27 protein-coding genes are annotated in these 21,635 nt (G+C 47.2%); 25 read left to right on the top strand and 2 right to left on the bottom strand.

All coding sequences use genetic code 11. The features are described from left to right. Positions 1 to 11 precede the first annotated feature (11 nt). On the bottom strand, positions 12 to 602 hold the full coding sequence (locus tag ACNFN4_RS10715; RefSeq protein WP_021494032.1) for an ImmA/IrrE family metallo-endopeptidase: 591 nt from the start codon (positions 600 to 602) through the stop codon (positions 12 to 14). Between the two features lie 148 nt (positions 603 to 750). Then, positions 751 to 1,089 (bottom strand): HTH-type transcriptional regulator Xre, encoded by a 339-nt coding sequence (xre, locus tag ACNFN4_RS10710; RefSeq protein ID WP_003154871.1) that lies wholly within the window; start codon positions 1,087 to 1,089, stop codon positions 751 to 753. Positions 1,090 to 1,279: 190 nt separating this feature from the next. On the opposite strand from xre, the gene ACNFN4_RS10705 reads away from it, so the two are divergent. The 25 genes from ACNFN4_RS10705 to ACNFN4_RS10585 all read left to right on the top strand — a co-directional run bounded on the left by ACNFN4_RS10705 (position 1,280) and on the right by ACNFN4_RS10585 (position 21,589). Further along, positions 1,280 to 1,459 carry a hypothetical protein gene (locus tag ACNFN4_RS10705; protein WP_448200158.1) on the top strand — a complete coding sequence of 60 codons (180 nt, stop codon included), beginning with the start codon at positions 1,280 to 1,282 and terminating at the stop codon, positions 1,457 to 1,459. Continuing rightward, on the top strand, positions 1,449 to 2,276 hold the full coding sequence (locus tag ACNFN4_RS10700) for a phage portal protein (RefSeq protein ID WP_014417519.1): 828 nt from the start codon (positions 1,449 to 1,451) through the stop codon (positions 2,274 to 2,276). The genes ACNFN4_RS10705 and ACNFN4_RS10700 overlap by 11 nt, the downstream gene beginning before the upstream one ends. Further along, entirely contained in the window at positions 2,176 to 2,976 is an 801-nt protein-coding gene (locus ACNFN4_RS10695; RefSeq protein ID WP_014417520.1) for an ATP-binding protein, read from the top strand. The genes ACNFN4_RS10700 and ACNFN4_RS10695 overlap by 101 nt, the downstream gene beginning before the upstream one ends. Beyond that, positions 2,976 to 3,143 (top strand): hypothetical protein, encoded by a 168-nt coding sequence (locus tag ACNFN4_RS10690; protein ID WP_003154863.1) that lies wholly within the window; start codon positions 2,976 to 2,978, stop codon positions 3,141 to 3,143. Before ACNFN4_RS10695 ends, ACNFN4_RS10690 begins: the two co-directional genes overlap by 1 nt. Before the next feature lie 97 nt (positions 3,144 to 3,240). Beyond that, positions 3,241 to 3,582, top strand: a complete 342-nt coding sequence (locus ACNFN4_RS10685; RefSeq protein WP_014417522.1) for a hypothetical protein — start codon at positions 3,241 to 3,243, stop codon at positions 3,580 to 3,582. Further along, positions 3,572 to 3,775 carry an XtrA/YqaO family protein gene (locus ACNFN4_RS10680; protein ID WP_007610788.1) on the top strand — a complete coding sequence of 68 codons (204 nt, stop codon included), beginning with the start codon at positions 3,572 to 3,574 and terminating at the stop codon, positions 3,773 to 3,775. The genes ACNFN4_RS10685 and ACNFN4_RS10680 overlap by 11 nt, the downstream gene beginning before the upstream one ends. A 105-nt stretch (positions 3,776 to 3,880) precedes the next feature. Continuing rightward, complete coding sequence (locus ACNFN4_RS10675; protein WP_021494031.1) at positions 3,881 to 4,393, top strand: sigma-70 family RNA polymerase sigma factor; 513 nt, start codon at positions 3,881 to 3,883, stop codon at positions 4,391 to 4,393. A 112-nt stretch (positions 4,394 to 4,505) separates the two neighbouring features. Then, positions 4,506 to 5,303, top strand: a complete 798-nt coding sequence (locus ACNFN4_RS10670) for a terminase small subunit (protein WP_022553491.1) — start codon at positions 4,506 to 4,508, stop codon at positions 5,301 to 5,303. Further along, entirely contained in the window at positions 5,300 to 6,598 is a 1,299-nt protein-coding gene (locus ACNFN4_RS10665) for a PBSX family phage terminase large subunit (protein ID WP_199022481.1), read from the top strand. Before ACNFN4_RS10670 ends, ACNFN4_RS10665 begins: the two co-directional genes overlap by 4 nt. A 48-nt stretch (positions 6,599 to 6,646) precedes the next feature. Next, positions 6,647 to 8,038: a phage portal protein gene (locus ACNFN4_RS10660; RefSeq protein ID WP_095061438.1), complete on the top strand. Its 1,392-nt coding sequence runs from the start codon at positions 6,647 to 6,649 to the stop codon at positions 8,036 to 8,038. 19 nt (positions 8,039 to 8,057) lie between these two features. Further along, on the top strand, positions 8,058 to 8,903 hold the full coding sequence (locus ACNFN4_RS10655) for an XkdF-like putative serine protease domain-containing protein (RefSeq protein ID WP_003154849.1): 846 nt from the start codon (positions 8,058 to 8,060) through the stop codon (positions 8,901 to 8,903). A 26-nt stretch (positions 8,904 to 8,929) separates the two neighbouring features. Continuing rightward, a complete protein-coding gene (locus ACNFN4_RS10650; protein WP_007407274.1) occupies positions 8,930 to 9,865 on the top strand; it encodes a phage major capsid protein in 936 nt (311 codons plus the stop codon). 16 nt (positions 9,866 to 9,881) lie between these two features. Beyond that, positions 9,882 to 10,265 (top strand): protein YqbG, encoded by a 384-nt coding sequence (gene yqbG, locus ACNFN4_RS10645; protein ID WP_021494026.1) that lies wholly within the window; start codon positions 9,882 to 9,884, stop codon positions 10,263 to 10,265. Next, positions 10,262 to 10,618, top strand: coding sequence for a DUF3599 family protein (locus tag ACNFN4_RS10640; RefSeq protein ID WP_022553487.1), 357 nt, complete (start codon positions 10,262 to 10,264; stop codon positions 10,616 to 10,618). The genes yqbG and ACNFN4_RS10640 overlap by 4 nt, the downstream gene beginning before the upstream one ends. Continuing rightward, positions 10,615 to 11,118, top strand: coding sequence for an HK97 gp10 family phage protein (locus ACNFN4_RS10635; RefSeq protein WP_448200157.1), 504 nt, complete (start codon positions 10,615 to 10,617; stop codon positions 11,116 to 11,118). Before ACNFN4_RS10640 ends, ACNFN4_RS10635 begins: the two co-directional genes overlap by 4 nt. Beyond that, a complete protein-coding gene (locus ACNFN4_RS10630; protein WP_022553485.1) occupies positions 11,115 to 11,561 on the top strand; it encodes a hypothetical protein in 447 nt (148 codons plus the stop codon). Before ACNFN4_RS10635 ends, ACNFN4_RS10630 begins: the two co-directional genes overlap by 4 nt. Further along, positions 11,558 to 11,767, top strand: a complete 210-nt coding sequence (locus tag ACNFN4_RS10625) for a hypothetical protein (protein ID WP_022553484.1) — start codon at positions 11,558 to 11,560, stop codon at positions 11,765 to 11,767. The genes ACNFN4_RS10630 and ACNFN4_RS10625 overlap by 4 nt, the downstream gene beginning before the upstream one ends. Further along, positions 11,767 to 13,164, top strand: coding sequence for a phage tail sheath family protein (locus ACNFN4_RS10620; protein ID WP_007610810.1), 1,398 nt, complete (start codon positions 11,767 to 11,769; stop codon positions 13,162 to 13,164). The genes ACNFN4_RS10625 and ACNFN4_RS10620 overlap by 1 nt, the downstream gene beginning before the upstream one ends. A 1-nt stretch (position 13,165) precedes the next feature. Then, a complete protein-coding gene (locus ACNFN4_RS10615) occupies positions 13,166 to 13,609 on the top strand; it encodes a phage tail tube protein (RefSeq protein WP_003154837.1) in 444 nt (147 codons plus the stop codon). A 73-nt stretch (positions 13,610 to 13,682) separates the two neighbouring features. Continuing rightward, positions 13,683 to 14,129 carry a phage tail assembly chaperone gene (locus ACNFN4_RS10610; RefSeq protein ID WP_003154836.1) on the top strand — a complete coding sequence of 149 codons (447 nt, stop codon included), beginning with the start codon at positions 13,683 to 13,685 and terminating at the stop codon, positions 14,127 to 14,129. 41 nt (positions 14,130 to 14,170) lie between these two features. Then, positions 14,171 to 14,323 (top strand): hypothetical protein, encoded by a 153-nt coding sequence (locus ACNFN4_RS10605; RefSeq protein WP_015239684.1) that lies wholly within the window; start codon positions 14,171 to 14,173, stop codon positions 14,321 to 14,323. After that, on the top strand, positions 14,311 to 19,680 hold the full coding sequence (locus ACNFN4_RS10600; protein ID WP_448200156.1) for a transglycosylase SLT domain-containing protein: 5,370 nt from the start codon (positions 14,311 to 14,313) through the stop codon (positions 19,678 to 19,680). The genes ACNFN4_RS10605 and ACNFN4_RS10600 overlap by 13 nt, the downstream gene beginning before the upstream one ends. Next, entirely contained in the window at positions 19,673 to 20,332 is a 660-nt protein-coding gene (locus tag ACNFN4_RS10595; protein ID WP_022553482.1) for a LysM peptidoglycan-binding domain-containing protein, read from the top strand. Before ACNFN4_RS10600 ends, ACNFN4_RS10595 begins: the two co-directional genes overlap by 8 nt. 13 nt (positions 20,333 to 20,345) lie before the next feature. After that, on the top strand, positions 20,346 to 21,323 hold the full coding sequence (locus ACNFN4_RS10590) for an XkdQ/YqbQ family protein (RefSeq protein WP_448200155.1): 978 nt from the start codon (positions 20,346 to 20,348) through the stop codon (positions 21,321 to 21,323). After that, positions 21,323 to 21,589 carry a DUF2577 family protein gene (locus ACNFN4_RS10585; protein WP_022553480.1) on the top strand — a complete coding sequence of 89 codons (267 nt, stop codon included), beginning with the start codon at positions 21,323 to 21,325 and terminating at the stop codon, positions 21,587 to 21,589. The genes ACNFN4_RS10590 and ACNFN4_RS10585 overlap by 1 nt, the downstream gene beginning before the upstream one ends. Positions 21,590 to 21,635 lie beyond the last annotated feature (46 nt).

The raw sequence follows: 21,635 nt of genomic DNA, 5'->3' as shown, positions 1-21,635 counted from the left end.
ACGGAGAATCGCTAATTTTCAATAAAATACGGCGTTTTTTCTTCAGCGGCATGCAAGTGTGTCTGTCCGCTTTCATAATACCCATTCGGCCGCTTGTCGGATAACAGACAAGCGAGCCGCTTCTGAAATTGAATACCTGCTTTACGCCGTTCAAACAGCTCCAGCCTTTTTTCCGCAAATGATGCCGTCACCCGGAAAGCGGCTGCGATTAAAATAACGGCATGGCTTCTCCGCTGGGGAAGCTCCATGTTTAACAGCATAAAGGTCGGCACACAGAAGTGGTACATAAAATGGTTGGCCTGAAATTCCTGCAGTTCCCTGAACAGCTTGTTCATATGAAAATGGTTGCCGGTATGCTTCAGCACATGGCACAGTTCGTGCGCAAAATCCTGCCATTGCTCTTCGGGTGACTTTTTTTGATTCAGGACGATGCTGTACATGCCGTCCCGCTTCAGCATCATACTGTGCGTATCTTCAAAATGAATCCAAATGTCAAGCTCCTTGGCAATCATCTGCATATCAATATGGAGAGGGGCGGTCATTCCCATGCGGCAATATAAGTTTTTGACGTATTCCTCAAGATGTGTTAAAAAATCGCCCAATTGAATACACCCTTTCGAACATATGTTCTTTTTTAAGCGAGAAAGAAAAGCCCTGATCGGACTTTGAATCAATTCCCTTTTCTTTTAAAAATAAACATTCATCTTTTATATCGGCTGAACGTTAAGCAATTTAAAGGAAAAGAGCGGATTATTTATGTTTCGGCCTGCGGTTTTTCTCTTTTTCTTTTAAATAATTAATGAATTCAATGGCCTGCTGCTTGCTTTCCGGCGAAAAGTCCTGCATGTCCCGATATGCAATCTGCAGGTCGGGATCGGCAAACATGTCTTCATCTGAAGGTTCTTTTCCGGTTAACAAATAATCAGTCGACACTTTGAAATAATCCGCAAGCTTTTGCAGCGTGTCGTAATCGGGTTCAGATCGGCCGTTTTCATAATGAGAATATCTGGCGCGCGAGACACCGATATGATTTGCGACTTCTTCCTGCGTTTTCTTTCCTCTGAGACTCTTTAATCTTCCGCCTATCATCCGAATGACCTCTCTTTTTTCAACACCCTAAGTTACTTATGATTATAGATACAAAATGTATCAAAATAAAGAGATGATAAAAAAAGTATCAAAAAGGTCTTGATGATACGAAATGTATCGTATATAATCAACATCATAAAGATACAAAATGTATCAAAATACGATAAGAAATTGATCAGGAGGGTGAGAGATGCAGCCGATAATCATCCGTTTCAGCAGCAATCCGGCTGACCAGAGATGTTTAGGGAAAGCAGGCGGTTCGATATCTTTTACCGCTTGCGGACTTCCGGTATTCCGATTTGATAACCGATTGCAGTATGAACGCTATATAAGTCTGAAGAAAAATGGAGACATCCCTTATGAATCGTAAAAGCTACCCGTTTTTCATCTATTCCGGATTATTGAATTCAGAACATTATGAAAAAATAGGGTCCGCCATATGGCTGTTTTTATGGTTCATCAGCTCAACGACAAAGGAACACGTAAAAGACGGCGTAAAGTGGGGGATCGTCCTCGGTCATAAACCCGTAAAAGCAAAAGAAATGGCCGACGTATTTGCCGTCAGCGAAAAAACCGTCAGACGGTGGCTCGAGAGCTTGGAACAGCATGAATATATCAAAACCGTCCGCGCCCCTTACGGACTCATCGTCTCCGTAAAGCACTCGAAAAGATTCACGCCGAAAAAGACATTGACCCGTCCGGAAGTCACAGACCGGACAATATCGGCGGATCACCGGGACAAAAATGTCCGGAGAGAAATAGATATAACAAAAAATCATACTGCTGAAGAAGCGATTAACGACATTGCCGCCCATTTTATCAGATTAAGGTCTGCACAGGAGGGGCGGAGCGTATACCCCTCGCCCCGGGATTATCAGGCCATCGCCCGTATTGTTTCCCTCGGTGCGTCAGCACAAGAAGCAATCAAATGGCTCGGCGAATGCTTTACCGCTTTTGAACAGCGGCGCACCTCTTCAGCTGAAACGATCAAGGCTTTCAGCTATTGCGCCAAGTATATGGAAGACCGCTTGAATGCACGAATTGCGGGAAGGACAATCACAACAAAAAAAGAGAGGAATACGATACATGACAAAACGAACGATCGAGCAGATACTGGCCGACCTGAAAAACGGAAAACGTCCATTACTGGCGGACAGACCGGAAGAATCAGACGAAAGCCGCTTTGACTGTCCGCTCTGTAAAGATCAGGGCGGTTATCTCAAAAACCAGCTGGGAATGGATGTGTGGGTTAAGTGCCGCTGCGCCGCCGAACGAAAAGCAGAGCGCATCCTCAGCGCAAGTGAGATTACAGGCGCCTTTCGGAAGCTGGATTTCAAAGGATTTATCACGCGGGGCAAGCCTCAGGCAGTCGTCGACGCATATGAGTGCGCCCTTGAATATGTTGAAAACTTCGACAAGATTAAAAACTGCCGGAAAAACAGCATTGCCCTTTTAGGGCGTCCGGGATCGGGAAAAACCCATCTTTTGACCGCTCTCAGCAATTATGTCATGAGACAGAAGCAGACACCGGTGCTGTATTTTCCTTTTGTGGAGGGCTTTACGGATTTAAAAAATGATTTTGATCTGCTTGATGCAAAGCTTGGCCGTATGAAACAGGCGGATGTGCTTTTTATTGACGATCTGTTCAAACCGCTGAACGGAAAACCCCGGGCGACCGATTGGCAGATTGAACAAATGTACGCCGTCGTGAATTACCGCTATTTAAATCATAAGCCGGTTCTTATCTCGAGCGAGCTGGCCTGTGACGGACTGGTGCAGGTTGATGAAGCCTTGGGCACAAGAATTTATGAGATGTGCAGCGATTATTTAGTCATCATTAATGGCAATTCATTTGACGTAAACCACAGATTAGAGGGGGCGAGATAATGTGTAAGCTGTGCGGGCCGAAGAAGGTCATTGTGACGGAAACGGGTTTCGGCGCTGTCTTTCACCCTTGCCCGAACTGCAAAACAGGCACTGATTTAACGCCGGTCATTAAACGTCTCGAGCGAATGGTTCAAGACGCAAAAGCGAGGCTTGATGCACGTGTGTAAATATATTAAATGGCTTTTTTGCCTGCTGTTCGGGGCGAAACGGATAGAAAAGCAAATTGAAGCATGGCATGAGGCTGATGGAAAGTGAGGATAACCATTGCAAGAAAAACACAGCCCCGCTCCATGGCGGGCCGTACACAGCGGAGAAGAAAAACCCATTTACATTTATTCCGCTTACAGCGAAGCGGATAAAGAGAAGTTCCCTTATTCAAACGGAAGGCTCATCGCGGCCGTTTTCAACTTAAGTTCATACTCTCAGCAGATCAACGCGGCATTGATGGCGAAAGCCCCGGAACTTTTTGAGGCGGCCGAAACGGCTCTCCGCCTGCTCCGGGGAGAAAGTTCTGAAGAAAAAGAAGCGTTTATAAATCAGCTCGAAAGCCTCATACATGAAGTAAACATCCTGAAAAAGACGGAGGACGTAAAACATGAATCCTAAAAAACTGACTGACATTGAACATACAACATTAAAAAGCCAGCTGGAAGAAGGCAAGGTTCGGGTGATTATTGTAGACGGACTGAAGAAGGAAGCATGGCTCGCCGAAGCGCCGGAGCACGGCAAAACGCTTGTCGAAACGCGAAAAGGGGATCTGGCCCGGATCGAATATGAAATCGGCTTTAAATTGAATTAAAAACAGAATACGTCCAAGACGGAAAGCCTGCGGACACTGATCAATCGCGCACATGCTGCGCATTGGTTGGTGTCCTTTTTTGTTCCGAAAAAGAGGAGGATCTACATGGAAGACTTACTATTTGAATATAAACGCACGCTGAAAGAGACGAAAAAGTGGTACAAGCAGCTGGAGGAAACCGATGAAACGGTGCTTACTTCAGAAGAACTGAAAGATAAAAAAATCATCAGAACGATCATTACAGATGTGGAATATGTCATCGAATGGCTTGAAAAAGGCCGGCAGCCCGGCATAAGAAGAGCGATAGACCGCAGAGACGCTTATCAGAGAATGCTGATTAAAGATCCGAGAATTATAGAAACCTATTCACAGGCGCTGATGTTTGAACCTTCCGGGAATGTGACTGAAGAAGACAGAATCAGACTGCGGGACGCATTAGCCGTTTTAACGGATAGAGAAAAAGAAATGCTGCTGCTCCACAAAGCGGAATGCTTTTCATATGAACGGATCGCCGCCTTGCTGAATGTAAAGAAATCAACCGTACAGACGACGGTCAAACGGGCGCTTCTAAAAATTCAAAAACAGCAAGAACAAAGAAATCAATCGCCTGCTTCATAAGTTGTCATACGTTTGCCACCTAGAAGTGAACAGACGATCACAAAAAGCGGCCCGATTAGAAGCCGCTTTTTATTATAGACAATCATGTCGGAGGTGGCGGTGATGCCGTAGCATGAAAAACGCAAAAAGAGAACAGGCATTTACAATCTATCAGTCTCATCAAGGCCGCATCACAAATCGCGCCCTTGCCGGCAAATCAGGCGTATCCGCAAGAACGATCGGCAGATGGAAAAAAGAAGGGCGCTGGGACGAGGCGCTCCATAAGAACGCGGAAAGCGGCGGAAAAAACAACCCGGGCGAAGGTGATGAGTTAAACGAACGCCAGCGGCTGTTTTGTCTTTATTATGTGAAAAGCTTTAACGCCACCCAATCTGCGATAAAAGCCGGGTATTCACCGGAAAGCGCGCATGTGACGGGAAGCAGGCTGTTAAAAAACGGAAAAGTCGCCAAAGAAATCAGCCGCATGAAAAAGGAAATGGTCAATAAAGTGTTTGTCGAAGCGATGGACGTTCTTCAAGTCTATGTGAAAATCGCTTTCGCCGACATTACCGATTATGTAACCTTCGGAAAAAAAGAGGTTCAGGCCTTCGGAAAATCAGGGCCGCTCTTTGACGAAAATGATAATCCGATTATGCAGGAAATCAGCTACGTTGACGTTAAAGATTCGCACCTTCTGGACGGAACCATCGTCACAGAAGCAAAACTCGGAAAAGAGGGCATTGCAATAAAGCTTGCCGACAAGATGAAGGCTCTTGAAAAGCTGTCCTTGTACTTTGACCTTTTCCCCGATCAATTTAAACAAAAAATCGAAAATGAAAAATTAAAGCTAGCACAGCAGAAGATGGAAAAAACAGAAGACAGCCAAAAGCCGATTGACATTGTCATTACGCGGAAAGAGGAACGGTCATGATTGAAAAAGCGGTCAACCCGCGCTTTGAAGATTATTTGTTCAATTGGAATGAAACGTACCAATTTCTCGTCGGAGGCTACGGCTCGTCAAAAAGCTATCATACCGCGCTGAAAATCATCTTGAAGCTGCTTCGTGAAAAGCGGACGGCGCTTGTCGTGCGGGAAGTTTTCGATACGCACAGAGATTCTACTTTTGCCTTGTTTGAAGATATTATCGGGGAGCTTGAGCTGGGACATGCCGTAAAGGCCGTGTCTTCACCGATGCAGCTGAGATTTTCAAACGGAAGCCGGATTATGTTTAAAGGGATGGACAACCCGGCCAAATTGAAATCCATTCATCATATTTCACTGATTTGGATTGAAGAATGCTCTGAAGTGAAGTATGAAGGCTTTAAGGAGCTGATCGGCCGTCTGCGCCATCCCGAGCTTTCGCTTCATATGATATGCACCACAAATCCCGTCGGCACCTCCAATTGGACGTACCGGCATTTTTTCCGTGATGACCAAAAAAAACGGCTCGTATTGGATGATCAGACGCTGTATGAAAAAGGCACCGTCGTTAAGGGAGATACGTATTACCACCATTCCACAGCCTGCGATAATCTGTTTTTGCCGAAAAGCTATATTAAGCAGCTGGACAGCTTACGGCATTACGATCCCGATTTATACCGGATCGCCCGCAAAGGACAGTTCGGCGTTAACGGCATTCGCGTGTTTCCGCAGTTTCAGGTCATGGAGCACAACGAAGTAACGGAGCGGATTGCTTCCATCAGACGCCCCCTGTTTCGGACGGGCATGGATTTCGGTTTTGAAGAGTCATACAATGCGGTCATCCGGCTTGCCGTCGATCCGGATCAAAAAGAGCTTTATATTTTCTGGGAGTATTACAAAAACAAAATGACCGATGATCAGACAGCTGAGGAGCTTCAGGAATTGGCGGATCAAAAAGAGCTGATCAAAGCGGATTCGGCTGAGCCGAAAAGCATCCAATATTTTCGCAGGCAGGGCTTTTGCATGGTTGCGGCCAAAAAGTTTCCGGGCTCAAGACTTCAGTATACAAAAAAGCTGAAACGGTTCAAACATATCTATTGCTCAGACAGCTGTCAACATACGATCCGCGAATTGCAGAACTTAACGTACGCAAAAAACAAAAACGGCGTTCTGTCGGAAGATGAGTTTTCAATTGATCCCCACACACTTTCAGCCATTTGGTATGCGCTGGATGACTATGACGCGGCGGATCTGAAAGATGCATCACAAAAACGGAGACGTCCGAATCGGGAAAGGAGGAGGTAGGTGTTGCCGAACTATCAAAACGTTAGAGCCACCGTCTTTAAATCAAAAATGGCCGCGCCGCAGGCAAGGCAGATGAATGAAGATCAATTTGCCGATCTGTACGGCGAAGACATCATTTCACCGCCCTATAATCTCATTGAACTGAAAACAATCGCCGAATATTCGACGATTCTTCAGCAGTGCATTGACGCGTATCGGGTCAATATTACGGGTTTTGGGTTTGATGTGGAATATACCTTTGATGTAAATAGCTCAGATTGCTCTCCGACAAAAAAGGCGCGGGCCGAAAAAAACTGGATGAAGCTGGAGAGCTTTTACAAATGTCTTCATTTTGATGAATCGGCCGAGACGATCCTCGGATATGCGATAGAAGACCGTGAAAAAACGGGCAACGGTTTTCTCGAAGTGCTTCGGGACGGGGCGGGAAAACCGGCGGGGATTGAATATCTGGATGTGAAACATATGCGCGTCTGCGGTGTGACTGATCCCGTTGAAGTTACATTTTCATATGAAGAAAACGGCGCATCCAAAACGATTAAAAGGCAAAAACGGTTTCGTAAATATGTTCAGATGCTGAACGGTCGGAAAGTGTTTTTTAAAGAATACGGCGATCCCCGCATGATGGACATGAGAACCGGCGAATACGTAAAGACCCTGTCTGAAGAATATCGGGCAAATGAAGCCATTCACTTAAAAATCGGCAGCGGCACTTACGGAATTCCGCGCTGGGTCGGCAATATCGTCAACCTGTACGGCGCCCGGAAAGCGGAAGAACTGAATTTTATGTATTTCAAGCAGGGCCGTCACGTGCCGGCCGCCATTACGGTTGAAAACGGCATGCTGTCAGAAACCTCGTACAAAGAGCTCCAGGATTATATGAATGACCTGGAAGGGGTGGAAAACGCCCACAAGTTTCTGCTGATTGAGGCGGAAGGCATTGCGAAGGAAAAAGACCTTCACGGAGGCGAAGACATTACGCCCGTGTCTGTGGAAATTAAATCACTTGCGGAAATTCTGCAGGATGATGCGCTGTTTCTTGAATATGACGACAAAAGCAGAAATAAACTCCGTTCCGCTTTCCGTCTCCCGCCGCTTTACACGGGCGAGGCGCAGGAATACAACAAAGCCACCGCCGATACGGCACGGAAAATAACGGAGGAGCAGGTGTTTCAGCCGGAGCGGAAAACGCTGATTAATAAGCTCAACACGTTATTTTTGCCTGAACTGGGTCTCCACGATGTACAGCTCACATTAAAAGGGCCTGATTTTCGCGATCCGCTTGAAATTGCGAAGGTGCTTACGCCATTTATTTCCGCCGGTGCGGTCTCTCCTAATGACCTCCGTGATCTGGCCGGAAGAGTGCTCGGGAAGACGCTTGAGGAATGGCCTGAAGAGTACTACAGCCGGCCGGTGCTGAAAGGGAAAAAGGAGCAATCCTGAAAGGGGGTGAAAACATCTCGTGCCGAGAGAATTGAGAAATGCCGTCATCAGTTTTGTGAGCTATGTCGATAAGGCGGCGAACCAAACGGAATTCTTTTTTACAAAATCAGCCGGAGGCCTTCCGTCATTTGAAAAAAAGGTGCAGGTGTTTACAAAAAGCGAATCGGATGAGCAGAAGCTTGTTTACGGCATCGTTTACGAGCCGGATGTCCCGGATGCCCATGGCGATTATATGACGGCTGAAGAAATTGAAAAGGCCGCTCACGGTTTTTTGGCGGACGCCCGCAACATCGATACAAATCATAATTTTGAAGGCGGGACCGGCGAGGTGGTGGAGTCGTACGTTGCCCCGGATGACTTTGAAATCGGGAATGCTGTGATCCGGAAAGGATCTTGGGTGCTTGTCACCAAAGCTTCCGATGAAGTATGGGATCAGATTAAAGCCGGTATCATTACGGGCTACAGCATGGCGGGAACCGCTGACGTTTACGAAGAGCCGGCAGAAAAGCAAGCCGGCTTATTCGGCGCGGTCAAGCAATTTCTCGACCGTGACCGCAAATCAAGAAACCGCAAGGGAGAGGACTTGAACAAGATGAGAAAAGAAGACGTAAGAGAATCGATTGAACACGCGCTGCACCCGCTTTTAAAGCGGCTTGACAGCTTGGACCAAAACACGGAAGACAAAGACGGGGCGGCTGCGCCGTCTGATGAAGAAAAGCTGAAAACGCTTGTTGAGGACATGCTTGCGCCGATTATTAAACGCATTGAAGCGCTTGAAAAAGTAAGAGGCGCATCAAAGCAGCCGGAAGAAGAGACGGGCGGCCAAGAGTCTGTTAAAAAATCCATTTGGAGCGGACTGCTTTAAGCCCAGTCAGAAGGAGGAACTGTAGAGTGAGAAATCAAGATATCATCAGAAAGGCGGAAATGTCACTTTCCGCTTTAAAAAGCGGCGGTTTAATGAACCCCGCACAAGCTTCAGCATTTATCCGCATGGTGCAGAACACGCCGACCATTTTCAGCGAATCGCGTGTGATTCAAATGGAAAATGACTCGCAGAAATTTGAAAAAATCGGTTTCGGCCAGCGGATTCTGCGTGCCGCTGAGGAAGGAAAAGCCTTAACTGACGATCAGCTGACCGTCCCGGCAACAAGTACGGTGCAGCTAAATACGAAAGAAGTCATTGCGGAAATTAATATCACCTATGACACGCTTGAAAACAATATTGAAAAAGATGGCCTGCAGCAGACGATCATGCAGATTTTGGCGGAGCGGGCGGCAGTCGATATTGAGGAGCTTGTCGTAAACGGCGATACATCTTCTTCTGATCCGTACTTGGCACAGCTTGACGGAATCCGTAAGCAGACTGTATCTCACGTCATTGACGGAAACGGGGAAGAGCTGTCCAGAGCCACATTTAAAAAGGGCTTAAAAGCCATTCCGGCAAAATATTTGCGCCTGCCTCAGGAATTCAGATTTTACACATCTCAAGGCATGGAGATTGAATGGAAAGACCGTGTGGCTGACCGTCAGACCAATCTGGGGGATCTTGCGGTGCAGGGCGGTTTGTCTTCAGCATTCGGCGTTCCGGTCAAAGGAGTGTCCAATCTGCAGCCGTACTCGGTCGGAGAAGGTGACTCCCAGTACGATGCGTCTGACATCATTTTGACTCACCCGAAAAATATCATTCTCGGTTTTTCACGGAATATCCGAATCGAAGTAGATAAAGATATTCGCAGCCGCAAATTTATTATCGTACTGACGGCTAAACTTGACAGCAAATTTGAAGAAGAAGATGCAAGTGCCAAAATCGTAAACGTTAAAGAATAAGACGGGGGTGGCAGTTATGTTAATTCAGCCGTCTGACGTTGTTTCATATTCAGTTTATGATCAAGTCAAAAACAGGCCGGAGCCGCTTCTTATACAGGACATTCTGGAGGCGGAGGCGGAAGCGGCCAGAATGGCGGGGCATTCGTTCACTGACCCTATTTACTCACCGCTTCCCGAAAAGATTAAGCTTGCGTTATTAAAGCTTTCTCAATATTTTGCGCTGATCAACCAGAATGAAGCAGCCGCTTCCGCCTATCAATCTGAAAAGATAGGTGACTATTCCTATACGGTGGCAGGTGAAGGCGGGATCAGAAAACCGGCTGTGCGCCATCTTCTCTGTGAATATATCGCGCCGGGTTATTCCCCGGTTTCTGCAAACGCAAAGGTGAGACCGTTATGAGCTACGAACGGCTGCTCACTGACAGATGCGATATTTATCATGAGACGGTGTCAGTTCCGAAGGCCGGACGCTTCGGGATTCCCGCCGAAAAGCTCCAGCCTGTCTTTTCTTATCGGGAAGTTCCCGATGCTGAAGACGTGCCGTGTCTGTTTGTTGAAAAACAGCAGCAGCTTATTCAGCTTGATCCTGATCATAAGGTATATCAGCGGTTTCTCGTTCATTTTCCGAAAGAGGCCGTTGTGCGTGTCAATGACAAAATCATTTGGGAAGGACAGGCGTATATTCTGGAAATGCCGAAGAAAGCAAGACAGCACCATTGGGAGGTTATCGCTGTGAGAGATGACAGACTATGAGCATAAAAAACCTTGAACAATGGAATCGGTCGCTGCAAAAGGCATCATCCGGAGAATTTGCCCGTCAGGCAGGCGAATGGCTGGAACAGTCAGGAGAGGATTTTCTCGACTTGGTACGGGAGGAGCTTATTCATTCGGGAGGGATTGATACAGAAAGCCTGCTGTCTTCTTTCCGAAAAGGAGCGCAGGATCATATATGGATCATTGAAAACGGGGGACTGACCCTTGAAATCGGCACCAATGCAGAGTACGCCTTATTCATAAATGACGGACATTGGACCGTCTCAGATGAAAATGTCAGATGGGTGCCCGGGTATTTTCAAGGCTCCCGGTTCATCTATGATCCGTCAGCTTCAACGGGAATGGCGCTCAAAAAACAGTGGATCAGCGGGAATGGGTTTTGGGACAAAGCCCTTCTTTTGTATGAAACACTCTTCGCCGAATCGCTGGACAAGCGTTTCAATCAGTGGCTTAACACGTTGGGGGGAGATATCGGATGAATCGCGAAACCGGTTCAATCGCCGCTTTTTTGTATCAGCAGTGCGGCGTGCCCGTATATGAAAATGAACTGCCTGAACAATTTCAGGTGCCGTCACTATACATTCCGCCCCCATTTGTTTTTGACGAAAATGACACAGTCTCCACTTACAGGAAAACGTACAGTCTGAATGTGAAGCTGTTCCATGCCGACTCGGTGCAGGCGCTCTATGCAGCCGACCGGATCGCCGATGCGGTGAGAGAATCAAGACAGCTGATTCCGCTGCTAACGGAATCAGGGGAGGATACCGGTGATTTCGTCCGCATCAGCCGTATCGAAACAAGAGTCGGAGACAAAGGCGAGGCAGTGATCACAATCCGCTGGACGAGCCGCTACTACTATCAGAAACAAACATCTCCCGCACTGCGGGATGTGGACATTAACAGCGGGGTGAAACAAAAGTGAGACAACATAAAAAGAAAAACGCCGCAGCGGCGGAACGAGCGGTTCTTTATGACACGGCGGATTTAACAAAGCACGCGAAGGAGCTTTTCGGCGTAAAACCTGAGATTCTCCAGGGGGCTTTATTCGGCGTGAAGCAAAAACAAATGACAAAAGCGCAAGCCAAGTCTTACATTGAAGCATTTTTAACCAAGGAGGTCATGCAATAATGAACGGCGGAACATTTACGCAAGGAAAAGAAAAAGAACGTGCCGGAATCTATTTTAACTTTAAAACAACCGCCCAGGAGCGGGTATCGATCGGTGAACGCGGGATTGTCGCCCTCCCCGTCGCATCCGGCTGGGGGGAAGCGAAAACATTCGTTTCCATTTCAAGCATTGAAGATTTGAATAAAAAAGTGGGGCTCAGTATTGAAGATCCGTCACTGATTCTGCTTCGTGAGGCGAAAAAGAAAGCAAAAACCGTTTTGATGTACCGTCTGACAGAGGGAATCAGAGCGAGCGCCGATCTTTCGCAAGGTGTTAAAGCAACCGCTTTGTACGGCGGGTCAAAAGGAAATGACATCATCATACGCATCAGTGAAAACGTCCTTGATCAGACCGCTTTCGATGTGACCACTTACATGGATGAAGCGGAAGTTGACAAACAAACGGTGAAAAAAGCCGAAGAATTAAAAGCAAACGGCTATGTCACATTCACGGGAACGGGCGAACTGTCGGCTTCCATCCCGCTGACAGGCACTGAAGAAGAATCCGGGGAAACGTTAAACCCGCAGGCAGGCATCCGTCTTGCGGGCGGAACTGATAAAGCACCGGTCAACTCAGACTATACGGATTTTTTAGCTGCGGCTGAAACGGAGAATTTCGATGTCATCGCTCTTCCTGTAGCGGAAAACGATCAGCTGAAAGCGACATTTGCCGCATTCATTAAACGCCTTCGCGATGCGCAGGGACAGAAAGTGCAAGGGGTGACCGCCCATTACAGCGGGGATTATGAAGGCATTATCAATGTTACTGAAGGTGTGCTGCTGGAAGACGGAACCGAGATTAAAGCTGAAGATGCGACCGCCTGGGTGGCAGGCGCAAGTGCCAGCGCCGCATTTAATCAATCCTTAACATTCGTTGAATACGAAGGCGCCGTCGATGTGCTGCACCGCCTGACTCATGATGAAGTGATCGAACGTCTTTCCAAAGGTGAATTCCTTTTCTCTTATGATGCCCGTGATAAGTCAGTCAGCGTTGAAAAAGATATCAACTCATTGGTGACATTTACGGCAGAGAAAAACAAAAAGTTCGCGAAAAACAAAATCGTCCGTGTGCTTGATGCGGTGAATAACGATTTGACAAGAGAACTGAAAGCCTTAATTAAATCGAAAAAAGGCACGGGCAGCGATCTTCCTGCGACAAATGACGGCCTTCAATTCGTCAAAACGATGATCATTCAATATTTGACTACGCTTCAGGATGCGGGCGGCATCGCAAATTTTGATTCAGACAAAGACATTACAATCGGGCTGAATGAAGACCGCGACGGCTTTTTAATCGATCTCGCCGTACAGCCTGTGGATGCGGCAGAAAAATTCTACTTTAACGTGGAGGTAAACTAAGATGGCATTAAAAGCGCAAAACACGATTTCAGGAAAAGAAGGCCGTTTATTTCTCGACGGAGAAGAGATGGCGCATATTAAAACGTTTGAAGCAAACGTGGAAAAAAACAAATCAGAAGTAAACATCATGGGCCGCCGCATGACGGGACATAAAACAACAGGCGCCAACGGAACGGGCACGGCAACATTCTATAAGGTCACATCCAAATTCGCCGTCCTTATGATGGATTACGTCAAAAAAGGCAGCGACCCGTATTTTACGCTGCAAGCCGTTCTTGATGACAAATCATCGGGCCGCGGAACAGAACGCGTCACTCTGTATGACGTCAACTTTGATTCTGCAAAAATCGCCGGACTGGACGTAGACTCAGAAGCACTCGAAGAAGAAGTGCCGTTTACCTTTGAAGATTTCGATGTGCCGGAAAAGCTTTCTGAAACGTTTTAATTAAGATCGGTATGAGTGAAACAGGCCTTTTTACAGGCCTGTTTTTTATAAAAAAAGTAAGGGAGTTTTCATCATGAGCGAAAAAAACGAACAAGTATATGATCTGTCATTCTTTATGCCGGGTAAAACAGTCGAGGCTGAGGAGATTCGGGTTCCGCTTTCAAAGCGTTTTGTCGATAAAAAAGGAAACATCGTGCCTTTTATTTTTAAAGCCATTACGACTGAGCGCATTGACGAACTGGAGAAGGAAAGCACGACATATAAAAATGTGAAGGGCAGAGGCCGCGTAAAAGACTTAGACAGCCAGCGCTTTTATGCGCGGATCGCGGTTGAATCTACGATTTACCCTGATTTCCGTTCTAAGGAGCTCCGCGACGCTTACAAAACGGCAGATCCGGTCGAGGTGGCAAAACGCGTTCTTTCAGTCGGCGGTGAGTATGCAAATTGGCTGAATAAAGCGATTGAGATCAACGGTTTTGAAGATGAATTAGAAGATCTGGAGCAAGAAGCAAAAAACTGATAAAAGATGGGAATAAGGAAGCCGTGTATCTCTATTACGCGATGCATGAGCTTCATTATTCTCCATCAGAACTGAAAGAGTTATATGAAGCACCGAGACATTTTAAGGCGCTGTTGTACGGTTTAATCGGTTACAAGCTGGACATTCTTGAAAAACAAGCGAAGAAAGGGGGAGCGACATCATGGCAAAGCTGACCGCCCGTTTTGAATTGGAAGATCGGGTTTCAAAGAAAATAAGGAAAATCCAAAATGGCTTCAGAGCGCTTGAGAAATACAGGAAAATGACAAAACGCCAAAGTGAAATTGATATACGCAAAGAGAGTAAATCTGTTTTAAGAACAATTGACCGCATTCAGCGCTCTATGAAAAGAAAGCTGGGCGCACAAATGATCTCTATTTCAGCTGAAGACGGAGCCAGTGCCGTCATTCAAAAGGTGCAAGCCCAATTAGCGGGTCTGCCTGCGTCTTTAACCATTAAAATAGGAGCAAAAGACAGCGCGACAGCGGCATTAGAGAGATTGCGGGATCTGGCTGCCGGTTTTAAAGGATTTACCGTTTCACTGTATGCGTCAGACGAAGTGACCCCTGCCATGGAACGCATCAAACGCTATATGCAATCTGCGTTAAAGAACGGGTACTCTGTCACTATACGCGTCATAGATCACGTCATGAAAACAGTCGGCCGAATTTCAGCGGGCATTGATTCGCTGACGGGAAAAAACAATGTCATTCAATTATCGTTAAACGAAAAGGTGACAGCACAGCTGGCTGCAATGCAAAAGAATATGCCGGACGTCGGAAAAGCTTCTGCTTCTGCTGCTCCTGCTTCGCCGAAAAACGATTTTTCAATACTTGACTCCATTGCAGACACCTTCATGAAAAAAGTCAATGACATCGCATCCAAATTTTATCCGGAAACAATCATAGCGGAACTGGATAAATTCGCTGCAAACTTTATGAAGAAAGCGGATGAAATCGCAAGCAAATTCAGCCCTGAGACGATTTTAGCAGAGCTGGACAAGTTCACGACCTCATTCATGGGGAAAGCGGACGAAATCGCGAGCAAATTCAGCCCTGAGACGATTTTAGCCGAACTGGACAAGTTCACAACGTCATTCATGGGGAAAGTAGACGAAATCGCGAGCAAATTCAGCCCTGAGACGATATTAACCGAACTGGACAAGTTCACAACGTCATTCATGGGAAAAGTGGACGAAATCGCAAGCAAATTCAGCCCTGAGACGATTTTAGCAGAGCTGGACAAGTTCACGACCTCCTTCATGGGAAAAGTAGACGAAATCGCAAGCAAATTCAGCCCGGCAACGATATTAGCTGAACTGGACAAGTTCACAACCTCATTCATGGGAAAAGCGGATGAAATCGCGAGCAAATTCAGCCCTGAGACGATATTAGCCGAACTGGATAAGTTCACGACCTCATTCATGGGGAAAGTGGATGAAATCGCAAGCAAATTCAGCCCTGAGACGATTTTAGCAGAGCTGGATAAGTTCACAACCTCATTCATGGGGAAAGTAGACGAAATCGCGAGCAAATTCAGCCCGGCAACGATATTAACCGAACTGGATAAGTTCACGACCTCATTCATGGGGAAAGTGGACGAAATCGCGAGCAAATTCAGCCCGGCAACGATATTAGCCGAACTGGATAAGTTCACAACGTCATTCATGGGAAAAGTGGACGAAATCGCGAGCAAATTCAGCCCGGCAACGATATTAGCAGAGCTGGATAAGTTCACAACGTCATTCATGGGGAAAGTGGACGAAATCGCAAGCAAATTCAGCCCGGCAACGATATTAGCCGAACTGGACAAGTTCACGACCTCATTCATGGGGAAAGTAGATGAAATCGCAAGCAAATTCAGCCCGGCAACGATATTAGCCGAACTGGACAAGTTCACGACTTCATTCATGGGGAAAGTGGACGAAATCGCAAGCAAATTCAGTCCGGCAACAATCTTAGCAGAGCTGGACAAATTCGCTGATTCGTTTATGAAAAAGGTAGACGGGGTCGTGAGTAAATTCAGTCCGGAAGCCATATTGAAAGAACTGGATAAATTCACTGATTCATTTATGAAAAAGGTTGATGACGTTGTCAGCAAATTCAGTCCGGAGACCATATTGAAAGAGCTGGATCATTTTACTGATTCGTTTATGAAGAAAGTCGACGACGTTGTCGGTAAATTCAGTCCTGATAAGCTAATCGACCGCGCCGAACAATTTGTAAATGACACGATTGACCGAATTTCTGAGAAATTCGATTTTCTCAATCCGGATAAGATTTTGGAAAAAGTGGAGCAGTTTACATCCTCACTGTTCGGAGGCATTGATAAAAAGTTCGGCAAATTCAGTCCTGATGCGATCATCGAAAAAGCCGAGGCATTTGTTGATAAAATTGTCAGCAAGATTGCAAAGAAATTTGAGAAATTCAGCCCGGACAAAATCATCGAAAAAGCCGGGGAATTAATAGAAAAAATATTTTCAGGAATCGCTGAAAAATTAGGCAAACTCAATATCGGCGGATTATTAGGCGGCGGCACGAAAAAAGAAAAGAGTAAGGGCGGCCTTTCTGCCGGCGGCACCAACAGCCCGAAGCGTCCTGATCTGACAAAGGGTCCGCAGCGCACGGTAACAGCGCCAAAATCTTCAGGAAAGTCAGCCAAAAAAACCGGCGGGGCTTTGGGGGGCTGCTGCTGCTGTACCGGAGTGACGAGGGGCAAAAGCAGTAAAGTCGAAGGGCGAAATAAATCCTCGAAAAGAGGTTCCTCCGTAAAGGGAAGCAAACAGGCATCCGTAAACACGCCGAAAACAAAAGGGGCAGGTAAAGGCATCGGCACGCTTTTGAAAGGCTTAGGAGATTCAAAGGCGCTAAAAGGCGGTTTGAAAGGGTTAAAAGGTGCCGCTAAAGGAATTCCCGGCATAGGTGAATTGTTATCACTTACTGATTTAGCCGGCATCAATAAAGATAATGCAGGAGAGAAGGTCGGCTCAGCAGGCGGCGGTCTTGCCGGAGCTGCGGCCGGAGCGGCAATCGGCAGCGTTGTTCCCGGAGTGGGCACATTAATCGGCGGCGCGGTAGGCGGCATCGCCGGCAGTTTAGGCGGTTCCAGCTTGGGAGAGGCCTTTGATTCAGGGGCTTTGAAAGACACGTGGAATGATATTTCCAAAGCGGCGCAAAGTGCTTGGACAACAATACAAGATACTTGGGGAAGCGTTTCATCCTGGTTCATGGAAAATGTATGGACGCCGGTTTCAACGGCTGTCGTCGGAGTGGCGACAAGCATTTGGTCAAATATCGTGAATGCGTGGACGACGATTCAAGGGATTTTCAGCACGGTGTCATCCTGGTTCATGGAAAATGTATGGACGCCGGTTTCATCGGCTGTCGTCGGAGTGGCAACCAGCATCTGGTCAAATATCGTGAATGCGTGGACGACGATTCAAGGTGTCTTCAGCACAGTATCCGGCTGGTTTATGAGCACGGTGTGGGGGCCCGTAAAATCGGCTGTCGTCGGAGTGGCGACGTCCATTTGGAGTAAAATCACAGGAGCTTGGGATAAAATTAAATCCGTTTTCAGTACGGTTTCCGGCTGGTTCATGGATACTGTCTGGAATCCGGTGAAAGACATGGTGAAAAATGTCGGTAAAGGAATATCAGATGCTTTCCAGTCTGCTTTAGATACGGTAAAGAATATATGGAAAGGGTTAAGCGGCTGGTTTGAGAAACATATAAAAGAACCTCTTGTAAAAGTGGGAACGGCCATATCAGATGCTTTTTCTGCAGCATTCGACTGGGTGAAAAAGATTTGGGATAAAACCGGCGGCAAAATGATTTCAGGCATAATGAACTTTGTCACAGGAGGCGGCGGAGATAAAAAGAAAAAAACGGACAAAAACGCCACGGGCGGCTACATTACAAAGCCGACCATTTCCTGGATCGGTGAAGCCGGTAAAGAATTTGTCATCCCCGTCGACAACAATCGCGGCCGCGGGAAGATGCTGCTTTCACAAGCTGCGTCTAGGCTCGGTATGCGTGTTGTCGATGATATGGGCGCGGCTTCGGCTCAGTCTTCTGCTGTGCCGGCGGGAGCGGGAGGTGTTTCTTCTTCTGCATCTGTATCGGCCGCAGCGTCTGTAGAGGCATCCGGACTTGGCGGGACGGCTTCATCACTCGGCAAACAGTTTACTGAAGGCTTTGACAGCGGAATCAGCAAAAAAGCGGTGGATATGGACGGCTGGAAGGAAAAAAACATCGGAACGCCGTTCAATGCCCTCATTTCGTCTTCATCCGGTTACGGAAAGCAAGTCGTTGCGGGCTATGTGAAAGGTCAGAATACTTCGCTGACGGGCACCGATTCATTTTTAAAAACAAAGGTGAAAACACCTTATCAATCGGCGGTTAATCAATCGTCATCATGGGGCGCCGCAACGGTGAAAGGATATTCGGCCGGACAGAATGCAAAAGATACGGGAACGTCGCAATACGTAAGCACACATATCAATAAACCGTTTGTGCAATCAAGAGATTCCGCGAACGGCTGGGGGTCAGGCCTGATCGGACACTTCGTATCAGGGATGACTGCAAAAGGAAGCGAAGTCAAACAGGCTGCCAAAGATATGGCCAAAAAAGTCGAGGACGCATTCAGGGAAGAGCTTGATATTCACTCTCCTTCCCGTGTCATGATGAGTCTCGGACGCTTTGCTTCAGTCGGCGTCGTCAAAGGTCTCGGCTCAGTTGACGTGAAAAAATACGCCGAAAAACAGGCAGGCTCGCTTGCAGCAGCCTTTTCCGGCATGGGTGCAGCGGGAGGAAGCGTCAAAGAGTGGCTTTTGGCCGCAATGAAAGCAACCAATACGCCGATCAGCTGGCTTCCGGGATTAATGACGATCGCACAGCATGAGTCAGGCGGCAACCCTAATTCCATTAATCTATGGGACAGCAACGCCAAAGCCGGACACCCGTCACAGGGGCTTATGCAGACGATTCCGAGCACCTTTGAAGATCACAAAGCGCCGGGCATGAATGATATCAGAAATCCAATTCACAACGCCGCTGCCGCTATCGGCTATATTAAAAGCCGATACGGCTCGATCAGCAATGTCCCCGGGATTAAAAGTATGGCTCATGGAGGCCCTTACGTCGGTTATGCCAATGGGGGTCTGATTACCAAGGAGCAGATCGCCCGTGTCGGGGAAGGGAACAAACGGGAGTGGATCATCCCTGAAGAGCGGGGCATCCGCGGCCGTTATCTGCTGCAAAAAGCGGCTCAAGCGCTCGGCATGGAAGTGTCCGACCCGTCACAGACGGAACCGGCGGCGCTTTCAGCCGGCACGGTTTCCGCAGCCGTTAAAGGCGGCGGACAAACCGTTCAAAAAACGGGAACAAAAGAGATTAAAATCGAATTCAGCGGCGATCAGCATTTCCATAACGGACAGGACGCCGACAGCCTCGCCGCCAAAATCAAACAGGCGCTGATTGATGAACTGCAAAAAGACATGTATACCGGAGCAAAGGGGGCCGTTGCTTTTGACTAAATCTGTTTACGAATTTTGGCTGTCTCAGGGAAAGGACAAGCTCCGGCTTCCCGTTCTCCCTGAAGCGATTGATATCGCAAACAGCGTGCAGAATGATTCCGTGAAAGTCACCGGACTTGGAGAGGTGACGTTTATCGAAGAACCGGGAGCGAAAGAAATTTCGTTCTCTTCTTTTTTTCCGAAACGGTACAGCCCGATTGTTGAATATCAAAGCATCCCTTCGCCGGAAAAAGCCATTTCAGCCATTGAAGCATGGATGAAAGCGAAAAAACCCGTTCAGTTTTTGATTACAGGGACAAAAATCAATGTCACATGCAGCATTGAAAGCTTTAATTACAGCGAAGGTGACAATGAAATCGGCGACCGGAATTTTGATATCGTACTGAAAGAATATAAAACCGCTTCGCCAAGAAAAATCAAACAAAAGAAAAAAACGAAAGCGAAGCGCCCGTCCAAAGCTTCACCCAAAACATATACCGTCAAAAAAGGGGATACGCTTTGGGACATCGCCGGCAAGTTTTACGGAAAACACACGGAGTGGCGGAAAATCTGGAACGCGAATAAAACCGCCATGATTAAGCGCAGCAAACGGAATATCCGGCAGCCGGGGCATTGGATCTTCCCGGGGCAGAAGCTGAAGATACCGCAATGAAACGGGTGAAAAGATGATTGAACTATTTGTCATAAAAGAAACGGAGTGGCTCGAGCTTGTCACAGAAAGCGTAACGCTGGAAGGACACAGATATCAGGCGCCCCGCTCTATCGAAGCGACGATTGTCGTAAAGCAGGGCAGCCAGACGTATTACGGCGTAACAGAAGGGGATACGGTTTTGTTCAAATGGAACGGAAAAGAACTGTTCCGCGGCATTGTTTTTGCAAGAACGCCCGATGAGCATACCGTCGCCTTCACCGCATACGATATGCTTCAATACCTTGTGAAAAACCAGGACGTTTACGTGTTTTCCAACAAGCGCGCCGATCAAATATTAAAAAGGATCGCCAGCGATTTTCAAATTCCCGTCACATCCATTGCCAACACAGGCCATACCATTAAATCACTCGTTTTTAAAAATGATACAAGCCTTTACGATATGATGCTAAAAGCTTTAAAGCAGACAAAAAGCCAGACGGGGCGCAATTATCAGCTCTATTCAGAAAAAGGCAGGCTCGGCTTGCGTGAATGGCCGGAGCCGTCTGACATATGGGTGCTGGAAACAGGAGTTAATATCACAGGGTATCAATACAACACCTCAATTGATGACACCGCAACCCGTGTCGTCATGCGGCTGCAAAAAGACGATAAAACCGTGAAGGCTTCCGCCTCAGACAGCGCGGGCATGAAAACATTCGGCGTTTTGCAGTATACCGAAACGGTTTCTGACGACATTAATGAAGCCCAGCTGAAACAGCGCGCAAAAGTGAAGCAGGCTGAGAAAAAAGGCGTTAAGAAAGAGCTGAAAAATATACAGGCGATCGGTATTCCCGGGTTGGAAAGCGGATTGCCGGTCTATATCTCAATTCCGGAAATCGGGCTGAAGAAAACCTATTATGTAGATACGGACCGCCATGAATTCCAAGGAACAAAACATACCATGACGATTGACGTCACGGAGAAAAATTCACTTCCGGAGGGGACATCCTGATGAGATTAAGTGATGCCATTAAACATTTAGCCGTCGGAGCGGTTGACGCCGAAGCGCCGGTAGAGCTGATGCCGGCCGAAGTGACCTCCGTTTCGCCGCTCGAGCTGAAACTGAAAGATCACGACAAACTTTTGATTCCGTCTGATGCACTCATTTTGCCGAAGCGGCTGAGATCCGGAGAAGATGATCAGCTCCAAGCGGGAGATCGGGTGATGACCGCCGCTTTAACAGGAGGACAGTCTTTCTTTGTACTGGACAAAATTTAACCGGCATCCGGACGGAAATGTACCAGAATATCAGCCTATTAAAGCC

It is taken from the genome of Bacillus sp. N1(2025) (assembly GCF_053470005.1).
Note: the sequence above shows the minus strand (reverse complement) of the source record. Positions and strands in the feature narration are given on the sequence as shown.